Origin of the sequence: Actinokineospora cianjurensis (assembly GCF_003663795.1) — a bacterium.
Lineage (GTDB): Bacteria > Actinomycetota > Actinomycetes > Mycobacteriales > Pseudonocardiaceae > Actinokineospora > Actinokineospora terrae.
This window is the reverse complement of the sequence record NZ_RCDD01000008.1, coordinates 1-17,165: the sequence shown is the minus strand read 5'-3', so window position 1 is coordinate 17,165 and position 17,165 is coordinate 1. Positions and strand designations below refer to the sequence as shown.

15 protein-coding genes are annotated in these 17,165 nt (G+C 72.1%); 10 read left to right on the top strand and 5 right to left on the bottom strand.

All coding sequences use genetic code 11. The features are described from left to right. Positions 1-1,227 carry an MFS transporter gene (locus CLV68_RS29775; RefSeq protein ID WP_121394345.1) on the bottom strand — a complete coding sequence of 409 codons (1,227 nt, stop codon included), beginning with the start codon at positions 1,225-1,227 and terminating at the stop codon, positions 1-3. A gap of 417 nt (positions 1,228-1,644) precedes the next feature. Between CLV68_RS29775 and CLV68_RS29770 the strand changes: the two genes are divergently transcribed. Together CLV68_RS29770 and CLV68_RS34350 are read left to right on the top strand one after the other, a co-directional pair. Next, entirely contained in the window at positions 1,645-2,526 is an 882-nt protein-coding gene (locus tag CLV68_RS29770; RefSeq protein WP_211346813.1) for an SDR family NAD(P)-dependent oxidoreductase, read from the top strand. Between the two features lie 2,094 nt (positions 2,527-4,620). Next, the gene (locus CLV68_RS34350; protein ID WP_170224666.1) at positions 4,621-5,838 is read left to right on the top strand and encodes a GGDEF domain-containing protein; all 1,218 of its coding nucleotides are present in this window, start codon (positions 4,621-4,623) and stop codon (positions 5,836-5,838) included. A gap of 66 nt (positions 5,839-5,904) precedes the next feature. On the opposite strand, the gene CLV68_RS29760 is transcribed toward CLV68_RS34350, so the two are convergent. From CLV68_RS29760 to CLV68_RS29745, 4 genes are all read right to left on the bottom strand, one after another. Then, positions 5,905-7,410 (bottom strand): S1 family peptidase, encoded by a 1,506-nt coding sequence (locus CLV68_RS29760; RefSeq protein WP_121394342.1) that lies wholly within the window; start codon positions 7,408-7,410, stop codon positions 5,905-5,907. Between the two features lie 198 nt (positions 7,411-7,608). Next, on the bottom strand, positions 7,609-8,592 hold the full coding sequence (locus tag CLV68_RS29755) for a LysR family transcriptional regulator (RefSeq protein WP_092774623.1): 984 nt from the start codon (positions 8,590-8,592) through the stop codon (positions 7,609-7,611). Between the two features lie 294 nt (positions 8,593-8,886). After that, positions 8,887-9,714 carry a DUF4184 family protein gene (locus tag CLV68_RS29750; protein ID WP_121394341.1) on the bottom strand — a complete coding sequence of 276 codons (828 nt, stop codon included), beginning with the start codon at positions 9,712-9,714 and terminating at the stop codon, positions 8,887-8,889. A gap of 240 nt (positions 9,715-9,954) precedes the next feature. After that, positions 9,955-10,857: a M28 family metallopeptidase gene (locus tag CLV68_RS29745; protein ID WP_246010180.1), complete on the bottom strand. Its 903-nt coding sequence runs from the start codon at positions 10,855-10,857 to the stop codon at positions 9,955-9,957. 412 nt (positions 10,858-11,269) lie between these two features. Here CLV68_RS29745 and CLV68_RS29740 point away from each other — a divergent pair, with 412 nt between their 5' ends. From CLV68_RS29740 to CLV68_RS29705, 8 genes are all read left to right on the top strand, one after another. Beyond that, positions 11,270-11,800, top strand: a complete 531-nt coding sequence (locus tag CLV68_RS29740; RefSeq protein ID WP_121394340.1) for a sigma-70 family RNA polymerase sigma factor — start codon at positions 11,270-11,272, stop codon at positions 11,798-11,800. Beyond that, positions 11,797-12,702: a zf-HC2 domain-containing protein gene (locus CLV68_RS29735; protein ID WP_121394339.1), complete on the top strand. Its 906-nt coding sequence runs from the start codon at positions 11,797-11,799 to the stop codon at positions 12,700-12,702. Before CLV68_RS29740 ends, CLV68_RS29735 begins: the two co-directional genes overlap by 4 nt. A 22-nt stretch (positions 12,703-12,724) precedes the next feature. Next, complete coding sequence (locus CLV68_RS29730) at positions 12,725-13,033, top strand: hypothetical protein (protein ID WP_121394338.1); 309 nt, start codon at positions 12,725-12,727, stop codon at positions 13,031-13,033. Further along, complete coding sequence (locus CLV68_RS29725) at positions 13,030-14,235, top strand: hypothetical protein (protein ID WP_121394337.1); 1,206 nt, start codon at positions 13,030-13,032, stop codon at positions 14,233-14,235. Before CLV68_RS29730 ends, CLV68_RS29725 begins: the two co-directional genes overlap by 4 nt. A gap of 21 nt (positions 14,236-14,256) precedes the next feature. Continuing rightward, positions 14,257-14,748 carry a hypothetical protein gene (locus CLV68_RS29720; RefSeq protein WP_147460217.1) on the top strand — a complete coding sequence of 164 codons (492 nt, stop codon included), beginning with the start codon at positions 14,257-14,259 and terminating at the stop codon, positions 14,746-14,748. After that, positions 14,745-16,028, top strand: coding sequence for a PPE domain-containing protein (locus tag CLV68_RS29715; RefSeq protein WP_121394335.1), 1,284 nt, complete (start codon positions 14,745-14,747; stop codon positions 16,026-16,028). Before CLV68_RS29720 ends, CLV68_RS29715 begins: the two co-directional genes overlap by 4 nt. Next, on the top strand, positions 16,025-16,759 hold the full coding sequence (locus CLV68_RS29710) for an ESX secretion-associated protein EspG (RefSeq protein WP_121394334.1): 735 nt from the start codon (positions 16,025-16,027) through the stop codon (positions 16,757-16,759). The genes CLV68_RS29715 and CLV68_RS29710 overlap by 4 nt, the downstream gene beginning before the upstream one ends. Beyond that, positions 16,756-17,165: YbaB/EbfC family nucleoid-associated protein (locus tag CLV68_RS29705; protein WP_147460216.1), on the top strand; the 410-nt coding region annotated here is incomplete at its 3' end. The genes CLV68_RS29710 and CLV68_RS29705, both read left to right, overlap by 4 nt.

Genomic DNA, 17,165 nt, shown 5'->3' with positions numbered 1-17,165 from the left:
CTATGCCGCTTCCTGCTGTCCCGACTCAGCCGAGGACTTCTGACCCGCTTCCGCCGGGTTGCGCTGCAACCGGGCCCAGGACACCGCCAGCGGTACCGCCAGCGCCACGCCGAGCATCCCGGCCAGCGCCACGGTGTTCATCGCCGAGCCGATCAGCTCGGCCACCAGCCCACCGGCGGCCACGCCGAGGCCCTGCGACACCCGTAGCCCGGTGCGGGCCGCGCCGAACGCGCCGCCGCGGATCTCGTTGGGGACGATGGAGTTGAACACGGCCATCACGGTGATCTGGTAGGCGCCGACCATCCCGGCGAGCGCCAGCAGCACCAGCGCCACGACGAGGTTCGGCTTGATCACGAACAGGGCCAGCACGCCCACCGAGGCCGTGGCCAGCACGCCCACCAGCTTCACCCGGTGGTGGTCGGGCACGAAACGCGAGATCAGGAACGTCCCCAGGATGAAGCCCATCGGGTCGGCCGCTAATAACCAGCCCACAGCCTCAGGCGGCGCCCCGGCCTCTTGCGCTAGGGGAGCGGCGAGACCCTCGGGGATCACGGCAAGGCCGACGAGCCACGACAGGGACAACAGCACTCGCAGCCTGCGGTCGCTGAAGACCCACTTGGCTCCGTCGAACCAACCGTCGTCCTTCGACCCCGCGGGTGGGCGGTTGCGAACGTCGCGTTGGACCAAGATGGCCGCGATGGTGAAGGTGCCCGCGTCGATGAGCAGCGTCGCTGTGACGCCGATGGCGCCGATGAGCAACCCGCCACCACCGAGCCCGAGCAGCATCATCGTGTTCGTCGAGATGCCCCGTAGGTCCTGGCTGCGCAGGTACATCGCGTCGTCGTCGGCGAACACCTCGCGGGTGGTGGCGTTCTGCGCGGCCAACGCGGGTGACTGGACCATCGGCACGATGATGACCAGGACGAACAGCACCCACAGCGGCACGTGCGGGATGGCCATCGTCGCGACGACCACGGCCTGGATGACCGAGCACACCACCATCAGCGTCCGGCGCCGGTAGCGGTCCGCCAGCTGCGAGAGCCCGAGGCCACCGGCCAGCGCGGGCAGGAACGTCAGTGCGTAGATGCCCGCGGCGTAGAAGGCCGATCCGGTGCGGTTGTAGACCAGGATCGCCAGCGCGACCCGGGTCAGCTGGTCCCCGGCGACGGAGACCGCCTCGGAGATCCAGAGCGCGCGGAACTCCCGGTTCGCCAGAACCGTGACCATGCCCGGCGCTGCTCGGCTCACGTGTGCTCCCGTCCGGCGGGTTCGTGGCCCGCTGGCTGACTCCATCCTCCGCGCCCCTGGGTCTGGGGGCGGTGAACCCGGTGCCTGCCGCCGCTCGGTCATCGCGGCGTCGCACAGAGTACCGGCAGTATCGGCGCCTGATCGGCACAGGTGAAGCATCCAGGACCCGGAAAACCCGCTGATGCGCCCGTCCGGCGCAACCGGTCCGATCGGTCGGCGACTACCCGCGGGCTGAATGGCCCACCGCGTTCGGCGCAGCCGCCTCGCCGCTCGTCGCCGGGCACCCCGGCGCCGTCACGAAGTACCCAACACTGGCTGGAGCTTGTGGCGGTGTGACCGCCACCGCGGCGGGCGCGGTCCGCGGCGGGGATCGGGGCAGGCGTCATAGGGAGCGGCATGGACGGCAGGGCTGTGGTGGTGACCGGGGCCGGGCGGGGTCTCGGGGAGGCGTTCGCGGCGCACCTGGCCCGCGCGGGCGCGGCGGTGGTGGTCAACGACGTCGACGAGCCGCTGGCTCGGCGGGTGGCCGAGGCGATCCGGCGCGACGGCGGGGCGGCGGTGGCGAGCGCGCACGACGTCGCCGACCCCGAGCAGGCCGACGCCCTCGTGGCGCTGTGCGTCGCCGAGTTCGGCGCGGTCAACGGGTTGGTCAACAACGCCGGGCTGACCTACGAGGCGCTGCCGTGGGAGGACGACGACCCGGCGCGAATCCGGGCGGTGGTCGAGGTGAACGTGCTCGGGGTGATCTACACCGGCCTGGCCGCGATCCGCCGGATGCGGGCGGCCGGGGGCGGCGCGATCGTCAACATCTCCTCCGGCGCCTCGCTCGGGCAGCGCACCATCGCGACCTACGCGGCCACCAAGGGCGCTGTGTCCTCGCTCACGGCGTCCTGGGCGCTGGACCTGGAGGACTCCGGCATCCGGGTGAACGCGGTCTGCCCGAAGGCGTACACCAGGATGGTGTGGACCTCGGAACGGGCATCGCGGCACACACCGCCCGAACACACCCCCGACCTGGTGGCCCCGCTGGTGCACTTCCTGCTCGACGAGCGCTCGGCTGGCATCACCGGACAGGTCGTCCGCTGTACCGGACCGGAGTTGCACATCGTCGGCCAGCCCTACTTCAAGGCGCCGATCCTGCACCGCGACGCCTGGGACGTCGACACCGTGGCCACCGCGTTCGCCGAGGTGTTCGGCGGGCACCTCGAGCCCTACGGGCTGGAGAAGCGACTGCCGCCGCGCCTGCGCAAGTGGCTGACCCCTGTGCGCAGCGCGTAACGGTCCTCCCGCGCGGCAGGGTGATCAATTCGCTCGTTCGGGCGCTGCCCGGCGGTGGCGAACGTCGTAATCGAGTAGTCGACACGTCCGAGTAGTGTCGTGCTCCATTCGGGCGCTGCTTGGCGTAGCGGGGTCGCTACTGTCGGCGCAGGACGTACCGTGGGGACAGTGCCGCGCGGACCGGTCACGCGCGGCGAGGGCACGGCCGATGACACACCGCGTGAGCGGTGGGCGATGTCACGGGTGAGGGTCCGGCGGCCACGCCGGGCCGGGTACCCGGGTGTGGAACAACCCCCCGGGCGCGCGGACGTCTCAGTGGACGCTCGCACGTGGTGCGGAGGAAGGGAGGGCGAGGCGTTGGGGCTCACCGATCGCGGCGACGCGCACGACGCGCCGCTCACCGGCGTGCCTCCGGTTTCCGGTGGGGACACTGGGGATGCCGCGGCGGACAGGGGTTCCGCGCGCACCGAGCACAGCCGGGTCGCCGCTCCCACCGGTGTCAGCGGGGCAGCGGACGGGGTCACCGGCGACGGCCGCGCATCGGGCTCTGCCGCCGGTGTGGACGGTCGGACCGGGCATCCGGTCGCGGGCGGACTCGAGTCCGCCGAGGGGGTCGGGCCGGGGCTCACCGGGCGCGGGAACGCATCCCGGGTTCCTCCTGCCGATCAAGCCGAGATCGAAGTGGACGGTCACGCTGCGTCCACGGCTGCGGTGCTCACCAATCGCGGGACATCGGGCGCTCCTCTGCGGGGACGGGTCGGTGCGGGGGACGAGGTCGGTTTCACCAATCGCGGGACATCTGTAGCTCCTTCGGCCGAGTCGGTGGCTGAGGTCGACGCTGTGGTCACCAGTCGCGGGACATGTGCGGCTCCTTCGGTTGCCGGGGTTGTGGACGGTTCGGTGTTCACCAGTCGCGAGACATTGACGGCTCCTTCTGCTGTGGTCGGGGTTGAGGCCGGGGCTGTGGTCACCAGTCGCGGGACATCCGGGGCTCCTTCTCGGGTTGACGCGGGTAGTGCTGCTGGGGCTGGTGTCACCAATCGCGAGACATCTGCGGCTCCTTCTCCGGTTGGGACGGTCGGTGGCGTCGAGGCTGTGGTCACCAGTCACGGGACATTGAGGACTCCTGGTTCTGCTAGTGGGGCTGAGGTCGTGGTCACCAGTCGCGGGACATCTGCGGCTCCTTCGGTTGCCGGGGTTGTGGACGGTTCGGTGTTCACCAGTCGCGAGACATTGACGGCTCCTCCTGCGGTGGTCGGGGCTGAGGTCGAGGCTGTGGTCACCAGTCACGGGACATTGAGGACTCCTGGTTCTGCCGGCGGGGCTGTGGCTGAGGGTGTGGTCACCAGTCGCGGGACATGTGCGGCTCCTTCGGTTGCTGAGGTGGCGGGTGGTTCGGTGGTCACCAGTCGCGAGACATCGGGGGCTCCTTCTAGTGCGGTTGGGGTAGTGGCTGAGGCTGTGGTCACCAATCGCGGGACATCTGTTGCTCCTTCGCCGAGTGGGGTTGTGGGCGGTTCCGTGGTCACCAGTCGCGGGACATCTGCGGCTCCTTCTCCGGTTGGGACGGTCGGTGGCGTCGAGGCTGTGGTCACCAGTCACGGGACATCGGGGGCTCCTCCTTCTCCGGTCGGGACAGTGGGCGGGGTGGTCACCAGTCGCGTGAGCGCATGGGGGGTTCCTCCTGCGGGTACGGTCGGTGCTGTGGCGGACGGCGGCACCGGGCGCGCGAACGCGTCGGCCGCTACTCCTTTGCTCGATGTGGACGCTGCCGATAGGTACGCTGCCGGACACCACGCTGACGACAGGGCTGTTCACCCTGCGCGGTCGGTTGGGGCGCGAGCGGAGCACGGGAACGCGAGCGCATCGGACACACCTCCAAGGGGATCCACGCTGGACGAAACGTTCGACAGGCCGGAAGGTGACGCCGCGGCGGCGAATCGCAACCGTGGCGGCACCGGTGCCGACGTGCCTGGGTCGGCGCCCCGCGGGGGTGTCCGGCGCCGGATCCGTTCACGGCTAAGTGTGACCGACTCGCTGCGCACTGAACACCCTTCGTCTTGGCGGTGGGTCCGGTCGTGGGGCCTGTGGTCGTTGCCGACGGCCGCCCTGCGCTATGTGATCATCTTCGAACTCCTCGCCGCCACGGCGGTCGTCGTCGCCTGCCTCACCGACGTACCACCAACGCGGGCCGATTGGCGCTGGCTCGCCGTCCTCGTCGGCGCGGGCGCGGCGCACCTGTGGCTCTCGAGGCGCACGGAGGAGACCCGGCGCGACAGCGGCACCGGTCCGCACATGGACACCAGTGTGGTGTGGATCCTGCCCGCGATGGTGTTGCTGCCCGCGTGGATGGCCGTGCTGTCGATGTTGCTGTTGCGCGTGCAGCTCTACCCGGTGGCCCGCCGACCGCTCTACCGCTACACCTTCGGCACCGCGGGCATCCTGCTCGCCGCGCTCGGCTCGTTCGCGGTGGTCCGGCTGGCCGGGGTGGACGTGACCAGCGCGTTCGGTGCCCGCGAGGCCCTGGTGCTCGCCCTGGCCGGGCTGACCTACTTCGTGATCAACGCCATCGCGATCGGCGGGGTCATCGCGCTGTCCGCGCCGCAGCCGACCTGGACGGTCGTGATCGGCTCCCGGCGCGACAACGCCATGGCGGCGCTGACGGTGTGCCTCGGCGCGCTCGCCGCGCTGGCCATCGCGCACGCCTGGCTGGCGCCGCTGTTCGTGGTGCCGCTGCTGTGCGCGCTGGACTGGGGCGCGCTGCAGATCGAGAACCTGCGCGGCGACGCCCGCACCGACCACAAGACCCAACTGCTCAACAGCCGCGGCTGGCACGAGCAGGCTGGCCGGGAGATGTCCCGCTCGGCGCGGCTGCGCACGACGCTGTCGGTCGCGGTGCTCGACCTGGACCACTTCAAGCTCGTCAACGACACCTGGGGCCACCCGGCAGGCGACGCGGTGCTGCGCGCGGTCGGCCGGGTCCTGCGCGAGACCACCCGCCAGGGCGATGTGGTGGGTCGCTTCGGCGGCGAGGAGTTCGTCCTGCTGCTGCCCGACACCGACCTAGACGGCGCGGTGCAGGTCGCCGAGCGCATCCGCCGCGGCGTGGCCGCCATGCAGGTGGCCGCGACCGACAAGCGCGGCCAGCCGGTCGTCATCAGCGGCCGCACCACCTCCATCGGCGTGGCCACCGCCTCCGGGGTCGACCTCGACACGATGCTGCGCCGCGCCGACGCCGCGGTGTACGAGGCCAAGCACGGCGGCCGCAACCAGGTTCGAGTGGCGGATCACACGGCGGACGCGGCCCTCTAGTCCCGAGATGCGGGAAGCCGGCCCCCGAGAGGACCGGCTTCCGGCGTCGACTGTTCGGTTGGGACGTTACGGGCGAGACGCCCGCAGGGTGTAAGAGCCGGAGCCGCTGTAGGCGTGGACCTGCCAGCGGTAGTACCCGGCGGTACCGGTGTAAGAGACGGATTCGACGTTGGACGGCGTGCCGCCCGTGCCGACGTTCGCCCACGTGCTGCCGTTCCACTTCTGCAGGTACAGGTCGAAGTCGGTTCCGGCGGGACCGGTCAGGCAGCCGCGGTGGGCACCCGTGACGGTCGTTTGGTAGTAGCTGTTGTTCGGCTGCACGGCCCTACCGCCGCCGGCGAGGCTGCCGGTGTAGGTGGTGCCGGTGCAGTTGCCGGGCGGGTTGGTGGTGGGCGGGGTCGTGGTCGGCGGGGTGCCGCCGTTGGTGACCAGGCTCAGCCCGTACGCCTGGAGGATCTCGTTGACCGGCTGGAAGTACGTCGTGCCGCCGGAGGAGCAGTTGCCGGACCCGCCCGAGGTGACGCCCTGGGCCTGGCTGCCCGAGATGGCCGAGCCGCCGGAGTCGCCCGGCTCGGCGCACGCGTTGGTGCGGATCAGGCCGGTGATGGTGCCCTCGGGGTAGGTGACCGAGGAGTTGCGGGCCTGGATGGTGCCGCAGTGCCACCCGGTGGTGGACCCGGAGCGGCAGATCGACGACCCGACCGGGGCGTCGGTGCTGCCCGCGACCGCGACCCGGCCGCCGGAGTAGTTGTTGACCGCGCCGATCACCGTGTTGCCCGCGCCGACCCGGACGAACGCGTAGTCGTTGCCGGGGAAGCTCGACCCGGCGAAGCTGCCGCTGGGCTGGGTGGTGCTGGCGCCGGTGCTGCCGCAGTGGCCCGCGGTGACGAACCCGCCGGTCACCGAGAAGCCGACCGAGCAGCGGGTGCCGCTGCCGATGTAGTACGCGTTGCCGCCGACGACGTCGATCAGCTTGCGCGGGGACTCGTCGGACGCCTCCACGCTGACCGCGTCCGCGGGGACCCCGCTGGCGGCCACGAACGCGCGGGCCGCGGCGAGTGCCGAGCCGCGCGACTTGACCACGATCTTGTTGCCGGGCAGGTCGACGTACCAGGCCGGGACGGTCTTCGGGCTCCTGGCCTGGTTGGCGTCCAACCTGGCCTTGAGCTCGTCGAGCTGGGCCTCGGTCCGCGACACCAGCACCGCGTCCGCGCCCGCCGACCTGGCGGTCGCCGCGGCGGCGTTGTCGGTGACGGCGACGACGAGCTTGCCCCGGCCCGCGTCGTACCAGCTGCCGCCGAGCTTGGCCGCCAACTGCTTGCGCAGCCCGCGGTCGGCCCGAGCGGCCCGGTCCTCGCTGGCCAGCCTCGTGTTGGCGCCCTCGGCGGAGAGGCCGAGGTCTCGTTGCATCGCCGACTGCATGCTGTCCGCCGCGGCGGCGGCCCCGGCTGGTGCTGGGGCCGCCTCGGCGGACAGGGTCACCGCGACGGCGATGCCTGAGGTCACCACCGTGGCCGAGAGTAAGGCGGTGATCTTGCGGGTCGTGCCGGATTTCCCGGTCTTGGGTGCCATGCCGTGCTCCTCGTGCAGGGGAGGGTTACGGGGCCCGCCGACCGACGCGTCGAAGCCGACCGGCTGGCTGGGCCGGTCGTCGGCGACGTGCGGGATGGGTCCGGTGACGTCTCAACCGGACGAATCGGTCAGCAGGTGTCTGGCACAGTAATCCGCGTCACAGGGCTTTGGGCCATAGTAGTTGGCCATAGCACCTGGTCAGATCGCCTCCGGGCGCTCGACGCCGAACCCGGGGTAGTCGCGCAGGAACTCGGTGTAGCGCGCGCTGCGGGCGATCACGTCGGCGTAGGCGGTGCTGGCCATCTTGACCAGCTGGTCGGAGAACGCCGCGGCGGAGCCGTCGGGGTGCCAGCCGATCAGGTTGCGCCACCGCAGCGGGTTGCCCGCGATCGGCACCGGCACCACGCCGGGCATCCTGCGGAACATCGGCTGGCAGAGCACCACGGCGTCGCCGGACTCGACCAGGTCGATGCAGCTGTTGACGTCGGTCTCGTAGAGGGTGCGCGGGGTGAACCCGGCCCTGGCGCAGGCCGCGGCGAAGCAGTCGGCGAAGCAGCCGTCGCCCGGTGTCGCCCCCCACTGCACGCCCGCCAGTTCGGAGAGCTGCACCTCGCGCTGGTCGGCCAGCGGGTGCTTGTCCGAGAGCAGCACGAACACCGGGTCGGTGGCCAGCGTCCGCCAGATCAGCCCCGGTTGCGACGGCGGCGGCGCGTCGCCGCACACCCCGACCAGGGTGTAGTCGACCCGACCGTCGGCCACCATCGACGCCAGCTCCTCCGACGACCACGACACGTGCGTGGTGACGTGCAGGTCGGGGTAGGCGGCGTTGAGCTGGTGCACGAGGCCGCCGAGCACCGGGCCGGTCGCCGACCCGAGCCGCAGCCTGGCCGGGGTGTCCCCGGGCAGTGCGGCGTTGTTGGCGAAGCGGGCCGCTTCCTCCCGCAGCCCGGACACCGCGGGCAGCAGCAGGCGGGCCCTGGACAGCACCAACTCGCCGAGAGCGGTCGGTCTGGCTCCCTTCCTGTCGCGTTCGAAGAGAGGTCCACCGAGCGCGCGCTCGATCCGGTGGAGCTGAGCGGTCAGCGCGGGTTGGGCGAGTCCCAAGGTGGACGCGGCCTTGGTGATGCTGCCCGCCTCGGCGACCGCAACGATGATTTTGAAGTGGCGCAGCTCCAGCTCCATGGGACAAAGCTAGGCCGAAGGATCACAGACGCCAAGCCCTAGGACCAGGGCGCACGAGTTCTGCGTGTTGTTGATCGGACACCGCGCGTTGGTGACAACTTCACGCAGTGAACGTGCAACCACGGTTCAGGGGTGCGCACGTGCGGCCACGTGCGTAGACGTCGATGTGCAAGTTGCACATTAGTCCGCCCCGCTGGCCGTTGTCAGCGGGCGCGGGCACTCCGATCGTCCTGGGAGCGCTCCACCCGACCTCCGGATCGGCCAGTGTGGACAGTCCAGCACGGACTGGGCGGTCTAGTCCACTACTCCGGCTGTGCGCTGCCTCGCACGCTGGTAGAGCCCCACCGCGACCAGGGCGACGAACACGCCGGTCACCACGCAGATCGACGCCCTGGCCACCCCGGCCGCCACCTGGGCGTCGCTCGGCCGCACCCCGGCCGCCAGCGTCTTGGTGAACCCCACCACCGACTGGTGGTTCATCCACGCCATCACCGTCACCGCCCTGACCACGGCCAACCCGACCCCGGCCGCCACCACCGCGCTGATCACCAACCACGGCCTGGCAGGCGGCGCGTACAGCGGCGACACCCGCTCCACCGGCTCCTGCCGCCGCAGCCGCGCGACCGCGTACCAGAGCACCACGGCCCCGCCGAGCACGCTGCTCAGGTACTGCAGGAAGTGGTAGCGCGGCATCCCCACCCACAGCCACTCCCGGAACAGTCGCGGGTACTGCCGCACCACCCAGCCGTCGTGGTGGGTGAACGCGTCCCACACCAGGTGCGTCACCCCGCCGAGCAGCACCGACAGCACGATCCACCCGACCGCCGCGACCCCCAGCCGCGGCGGTCGGGGTACCACCCGCGCCCGGACCCAGCGCGGGGCCAGGGCCATCAGCGCGGGCACGACGAGCACGTGGAACACCGCGAGCAGGGCGAGCGCGACCGGCAGGTCGATGACCACCAGGCCGAGCCAGGTGTGGGTGCGCTCGTCCACGCCCGGCTCCAGGGCCAGGAAGTACAGCAGGTCCGGCGACATCGACCCGACCACCAGCGCGGACCCCACCAGCGGTCGCCGCCGGAGGAACGGCAGCACCGCGGCGGCGTGCGACAGCGTGTAGGGCATGGCGCCACCTTGCCCGGTCCGCTGTGTCCCGCGCGCGTCCGAGTGGTGCACATCCTGTGGAGAACCGGTCGAGCCGCGCCCGGCCCGGGGACGCCGAACGCGGGCCACCCCCCGTCCGGGGTGGCCCGCGTTCGACGCGGTCAGCGCGTGCCGACCGACTCCTGTGCTGCGGCGTCGGGGGTTACCGCGCCGGGGCTCTGCTATCGCGCAGGGCCTGTGCTTACTGCGCCGGGGCTCTGCTTACTGCGCCGGGGCGCCGGAGAGCTTCCAGATGGCGTAGGCGATCGCGTCGCTGTGCCGGTCGAGCGAGGTCGCGTTGATGTTGGTCGTCCGGTCGCACGAGCGGTGGTAGCAGGGGTCGTAGGCCGCGTTGGCGGTGCCGCCCCACTTCTGCGCCTGCGCCGCGGTCTTGGTGCCCTCCGCGCCGCTGAACAGGCCGCCGATCGGGATGCCGGAGCGGGCGAACGCGGCGTGGTCGGACCGGCCGCCGACCGAGGTGGTCTCGGTGGGCACGCCGATGCGGGCGAAGTGCTCCTCGAGCGCCTTCTGCAGCGTCGCCGACCCGGTGGGCTGCCCGCTGGAGGAGTACACGAAGTACGCGGGGTTGGGCGAGCCGGTCATGTCGAAGTTCAGGTAACCCTTGATCTTGGACCGCTCCGTGCTCGCCAGCGTGTTCACGTAGTTGGTCGACCCGACCAGGCCGAGCTCCTCCGCGCCCCACCAGCCGAACCGCAGGTGCTTGGTCGGCTTGAGCTGCGCCCGCGACACGGCCAGCGCGACCTCGAGCAGCCCGGCCGACCCGCTGCCGTTGTCGTTGATGCCCGGCCCGGCGCTGACGCTGTCCAGGTGCGCGCCCGCCATCAGCACGTTGTTGGCGTCCCCGCCCGGCCAGTCGGCGATCAGGTTGTAGCCGGTGGCCCCGCTGGAGGTGAACGTCTTCACCGACGTGGTCCACCCGGCGGCGTCGAGCTTGCCCTTCACCCAGTCCACCGACGCCTTGTACCCCGGCCGCCCGTGCGCCCGGTTGCCGCCGTTGTTGTTGGCGATGGTCTGCAACTGGTTGAGGTGCGCCTGCACGTTCGCCACCGAGATGTCCGGCGCCGCGAGTGCCTGCGCAGCACCCGCGGTTGGCACGCTGAGCACAGCTCCCACCAGCGTGAATCCGACTGCCACGGACAGAATGGCTTTCCTGGCCATACCTGCTGCCTCCTACCGGGTTGGGGACACGCACCTCCGATCCTCAACCACGGTCCTGGCCGCCCGAAAGGCCGCGTTATTCCCTTTCGTTCCCATTCGCCCGCCCATTCCACAATGGAGCGCGGAAATCCTCGACCGCCCGCGCCGGTGTCCACCGTGGTCCCCTACCGAAAAGCGCCGGAATGTGCTTGTCGGACAACCGGAAAACGCCGCAGGGTGGTGTCCCGGGCACCCGCGGTGGCCCGCCGGGGTGTCGCATGTGGTCCGGACGACATCGGCGGCCGTTTCCGAACCGACCGCCCGTCCCATCCGTGTCAGCGGTGAAGGCCACCGCATGGCTGAGCACAGGGGAGTCGGGATGGCGCGGCTGTTCGCCTCGGCGCGGGTCGTCCGCAGGGACGAGGCGTTCATCCGCACCCTCTACGAGGACCACGGCCAACCCCTCATCGCCTACGCCACCCGGCTCACCGGTGACCGGGCGGCCGCCGAGGACGTGGTCCAGGAGGCGCTGGTGCGGGCGTGGCGCAACACCGACGCGCTGGCGGCCAACGCGGAGACGGCACGGGCCTGGCTGTTCACCGTGACCCGCAACCTGGTCATCGACCGGTCCAGGGCGCGCGCGTCGCGGCCAGCCGAGGTGGCCGAGTCGGCGAGCCACGACGTGGTGCTCGGCGACCACGCGCAGCGGGTGGTCGACTCGATGAGCGTGCTGGCCGCCATCGACGCGCTCTCCGAGGACCACCGGCAGGTCCTGGTGCAGATCTACTTCCACGACCGCAGCGTCGCCGACGCGGCCCAGGAGCTGGGGATCGCGCCGGGCACCGTCAAGTCGCGGTCGCACTACGCCGTCCGAGCGCTGCGGGTCGCGCTGGAGAGGGTCGCGACATGAGCGCACCGACCTGCCCGTCGCTCGGCGCCTACGTACTGGGCGTGCTCGACGACGAGGAGCGCGGCCTGACCGAGGCGCACCTGCGGGACTGCGCGCCGTGCCGTGCCGAGGCGGGGGCGGTGCGCTCGATGCTGGACCTCGTCGGCGCGCTGCCCCCGGAGGCGCTGCTGCGCACGACACCGACCGACGACCTGGTGCTCCAGCGGGCCCTGCGGCAGATCCGGGCCGAGGTGGCCGTCCGGCGAACCCGGGCGCGGGTGCTGCTGGCCGCCGCGGCCGGTGTGGTGGTCGCCGCCGTGGTCGGGGTGGGCGTGCTGGCTGGCCCCGCGGCGCCGGAAGGGGTTGTCGCGCAACGCGGTCCGGACACCGGTCGCGAACCGAGAGTGCCGGCCACGACCACCGCCGTCGCGTCGCCTGGTCCGGCTCCGACCACCACGCCGCTCCCGCGCCGAGACCGCTCCCCGAGCACTACCCGGCACCCGATCCCGAAGACGACCACCGTGACCGGCGACCCGCCGACGGCAGGGACGACGACTGACACGACTGCGCCGGGTACGACGACCACCACGACCGCTGCCTCGACGGTCCCGACCAGCCCCGTGGTGCCGCCGGACTGGGGCGATCCGGTGCGCGTCTCCGGCACCGACCCGGTGACCGGCGTGCGGCTGGAGGCCGTGCTGACCCCGCGGGCCATGACCGCGACGGTGGCCGGTGTCCCCGAGGGCAGGGGGTGCTGGCTGGTCGTCGTCGCGATCGACGGCACCCGGGAGCGGGTCGCGCGCTGGATCTCGACCGCCGAACCCGCCGCGCTCAGCGGCACCACCCCGTTCCCGTTGACCGCGGTCGCCGCCGTCGAGGTCGTCGACTTCGACGGCACCCGCTACGTGACCGCGACCCGCTGACCGTCCACAGGAGAGACACGAGATGACGAGCCCGAACATCAAGGTCACCCCGGCCGACCTGCAGGCGATGGCCACCCACCTCGACGACGCGGCGCACTGGGTGAAGGACACCGCGGGGCGGATGGGCGACAAGTGGAACCCCCAGGCGTGGGGCTACCTGCTGGGGCAACTGTTCGGCATGCCCGCCCACACGGAGATCGACCGCCTGGAGGCCCTGTGCGCGACCAGGGCGAGGGTCATGGCGGGCGATGCCGACGAGTTGCGCGCGATCGTCGCGAAGTACGTCAACACCGACCTCGACAACGCCGACACCTTCACCGGCACGCCGTGACCACCCCCGGGCAGGTCATCCCGCCCCGACCCACGGCGGGCGCGGGGATCTTCGACTCCGGTGCGCTGCTGTTCGAGGACATCAACGCCCTCAGCACCGCGCAGGGCGAGGACATCGCCGCGTTCCTGGTCGCGGTCGGCGTGGACGCCGTCGCCCTGGCCTTCGACGTCGCCAAGCTCGTGATCAACCCGCTCGGCTCGCTGATCGCGGCCGGGCTCGGCTGGGTGATGGAGCACTTCGAGCCGGTCAGGACCCTGCTCACCTGGGTCGCGGGCGACCCGGACCAGGCCATGCTGACCGCTCGGCACATGCACTCGCTGTCCAAGTCCTTCACCCAGGTCCACGAGAAGTTCGGCGCTCAGCGCGCCGTGATCGACCCCTGGCACGGCCTCGCCGCGGAAGCCTGCAAGAAGCACATGGACCACCACCACACCGAGTTGGCGGTGCTGGCCGCGACCGCCGACGCGATCGGCTACATCGTGCACACCAGCGCGGTGGTGGTGGCCGTGGTGCGCGCGCTCGTCCGCGACCTGATCGCCACCCTGGTCGGTGACGCCATCGCGGTCGGCCTCACCGCGCTGGCGCTCGCCCCGATCACCGGCGGCACCTCGATCGCGGGATTCCTCGGCTGGCTGTGGACCTCCATCAGCCTGACGTGCGGCAAGGCGCTGACCGCGATCCTCAAGGCAGTCGGCCTGATGGAGCGGTCGGCGGCCAGGATGAGCTCGCTGAGCAGGGTGCCGAGCGCGGCCAGGTCGAACCCCGGGCACTCGGCAGCGGCGGGCCACGCGCCCGCCTCGGTGCGGCCCGCCTCCGCCGCGCCGATCCGCCGGGCCGAGTCGGTCCCCGTCACGAGGGTCGAACCCGCCCCGGTGCCGGTCCGGCGCGCGTCCGTGTCCGGCGGCCTGCCCCCCGGCCGCGCGTACTCGCCCCCGAACGGCTGGCTGAAGGGCCACGAGCGGCTATTCCGCCAGCGCGCTCCCCAGGCGTGGTCGCGGTACAAGCGCAGCGAGGTCCGGATCAGGGAGCACTGGCGCAAGAGCTACCCCGCGCTGCGCAAGATGGCCGACCTCGACAGCTCGAAGGAGTACATCGGCTGGGCGGTCAAGGCGGGCACCAGGGGTGCCCACGACATGTCGGAGATCAGGTGGTCCGCGCGGCAGGGGTGGACCGCCCAGCACAACAACCCGCACCAGCCCTGACCGACCGCCACCGCGTGATCGATGAGGAGAACCGTGGAAGACCTGCACGACATCCGGCAGCGGCCGGGCCGACCGGCCGAACCCGATCCCGAGATCCCGCGCGACCTGGCCGACTCGGCGCTCGCCGCGGTGGGCGACAACGGGATGGCGGCCGCGATCAGCGGTGTCATCGCGCTGACCGACGACATCCGGCACGGCCGGGTCGCGATCGACCCGGAGACCGGTGGGCGGCTGGTCGCCGCGCTGCGCGAGCAGTGCGACGACGCCGCGGGCGGGCTGGAGCGCGCCCAGGCGCTGGTCGGCGCGATCCCGTTGGGCGACAACGGCGTCGCGCTGGCGATGTCCGCGAAGTTCCACCGCAGGGCCGACAGCGACCAGACCTCGCTGCTGGTCGTGCTGCGCCGCTACGTCGAGGTGCTGGCCGACGCGACCGAGGCGGTGACCGGCGCCATGGCCAACTACCAGGACACCGACCACGAGCGCGCGGGTCGGATGCGGACGGTGGACGCGTGACCGGCGCGACGACCACGGTCGGGAAGCCGCCGGGCGCCGATCTCGTGCTGACCGAGCCGACGAACTGGGCGGCGTACTCGCACCCGCAGCTCTACCTCTCCGTGCACGCCAACCTCGACCCGGGCGTGACATCGGCCGTCGTGAACACCTGGGCGCGCCTCGGCGCCGACATGGGGGAGTCGGCCACCCGGTTCGCCACCGCCGTGCGCGACACCGAGTCCGGCTGGGAGGGCGAGGCGGCGAGCACGGCCCGGTCCTCGATGACGGCCCTGGCCGACTGGGGCGCGGAGACCGCGGCGACGGCGGTCACGCTGTCGGTGCGGCTCGACGAGCAGGGCTCGCACGCCGAGCGGGCCAGGTCGCGGATGCCGGAGCCGGTCCAGTTCGACTGGGACTCGGTGCTGTCGGACATGTTCGGCTCGGGCAACCCCGTGGGCTTGTTCATCGTCTTGCAGGACCTCAAGCGGTTCAACGACCTGGCGCGCGACGCCCACGACCAAGCGGTCGAGGTGATGGTCGAGCTGGAGACCAACTCCCGCACGATCGACGCCGCGATGCCGGTGTTCGCCCTGCCGCCCAACGTCCTGCGGACGACGCTGGGCGACGCGGCCGGATCATCCTCCGATGTGGACGGTCTCGGGGGCGCGGGCGGCGGGTCCGAGGGTCGCTTCGGGGCTGGATCCGGTGGTGGTGGTGGCGGTTTCGAGCTGCCGGGTGGTGGACAGGGCATGTTCGCGGGCGACCTGTTCGAGCCGGGAGCCGGTGCTGACTGGACGCCTCCCACGCTGCCTCCGCGCGAGGTGACGTCGGCGGCCGCCTTCCCTTCTCCCGTGCAGGCGTACGTGCCCGGTGCTGGTTCCGGGGTCGGCGCGGCGGCGTTCGCGCCTGGCCTCGGCGGCGGTCCGCAAAGCTTCGCCGCGCAGGGTTTTGCCGTACCCGAGCACGGCGGCATCGGGTCCGGGGTCGGCGGCGGCGCGGGCTTCGGGCCGACCGGTGCCCGGGTGCCGGTCGCGGGGTTCGGCCAGGCGCGCCAGGGCTTCGCCGCCCCGGTCCGTCCCGGTGACCTGGGCGCGGGCGTCGCGGCTGGTCGCGGCGGGCAGGCCGGTTCCGGGTTGCCCGGGTTCGCCGGTGGCGGCGGGGGCGGGGCCAAGGGCGAGGAGGACGAGGAGCGCGGGCCCACGCCGTACGTCCAGGGCGAGTCGATCTTCGATGACGAGCAGCGGGTGCCGCCGCCGGTCATCGGGGTCAGCTTCAAGTCCAAGAGCTGGGTCCGCGAATGACCGCGATCCGGCTCAGCACCGCGGAGTTCGACGTGGTGTGGTCCACGGGGCGGTTCGGCAGGATGCCCTACCCGCTCGACGTCGCCCACCACGGCGCCACGGTCGCCGAACGCGCCGCGGTCACCGAGCGCGTGCGCGGCGAACTGGCCGCCAGGGGCCTGTGGTCCGGCCGCGGCCCCGACGGCGTGCTGCTCGACGTGCTCGCGGTGCTCGCGGCCGCGCACCGGTCGGTCGACGCGGTCGGTCACCTGCCGGTGGAGTCGGCCGCCCTCGGTCCGGCTGGGGCGTTCCGGGCACTCGGCGCGGTGCGCGACGACAGGGGCGCTCTGGCGGTCGTGCACGCGGACGGCACCGTGACGCTGCGGGTGCTGCGGCACACCGAACTGCCCAGGGCCGTGGTCGACCTGCTGCCCGCGGGCCAACCCGGCCCGGGGTACGCGGTGTCCGTCGCGATGGCCGAGCTGGCGGGCGAGGAAGAAGGCGGTGTCCTGGAGCCCGATGTGCCGAACCCGGACTACGCGATGTTGGGCGAGTTGGCGGAGACCAGGGTCGCGGGCGGGCAGTTCGGCGTCAGCGCCGGTCGGCTGCGGGCGCACCCGGTGGTGTCCTGGTTCGACACTCCCCGTGGCCGCTACCTGGTGATCCTCGACGACCACTGGCTGAGCATGGCCCCGAGCGACAACGACCGCATCGCCGCCCGCCTGGACTCGATCCTGGCGACAGCCCCATGACCTGGCCCGACCGCGACCCGGTAGCACTCGCGGACACCCAACTCGCGCTCGACGAACTCCGCTCCCGCGCGGCCGACCTGACCACCCGCCTCTCCACCGACCGCGTAACCGAGTCCTCCCCCGACGGCTCGGTCACAGTCACCCTGAGCCTCACCGGCGCCCTGATCGACCTAACCCTCAACCACCGCGCCTGCGCCCTAGGCCCCACCCGCCTAACCGCCACCATCCTCCAAACCACCGCCGCCGCCCAGGTCCGCGCCACCCACCAGGTGGCTGCCGCCGTATCCCCCTTCGCCCCCGAAGCCCTCCACCTCATCACCCACCACCACCCCCCCCACCGACCTCCCCCCAACCCCCCCAACCCCCCCAACCCAACCTCCCCCTCCCCCTTCCTCCTCCCCTCGCC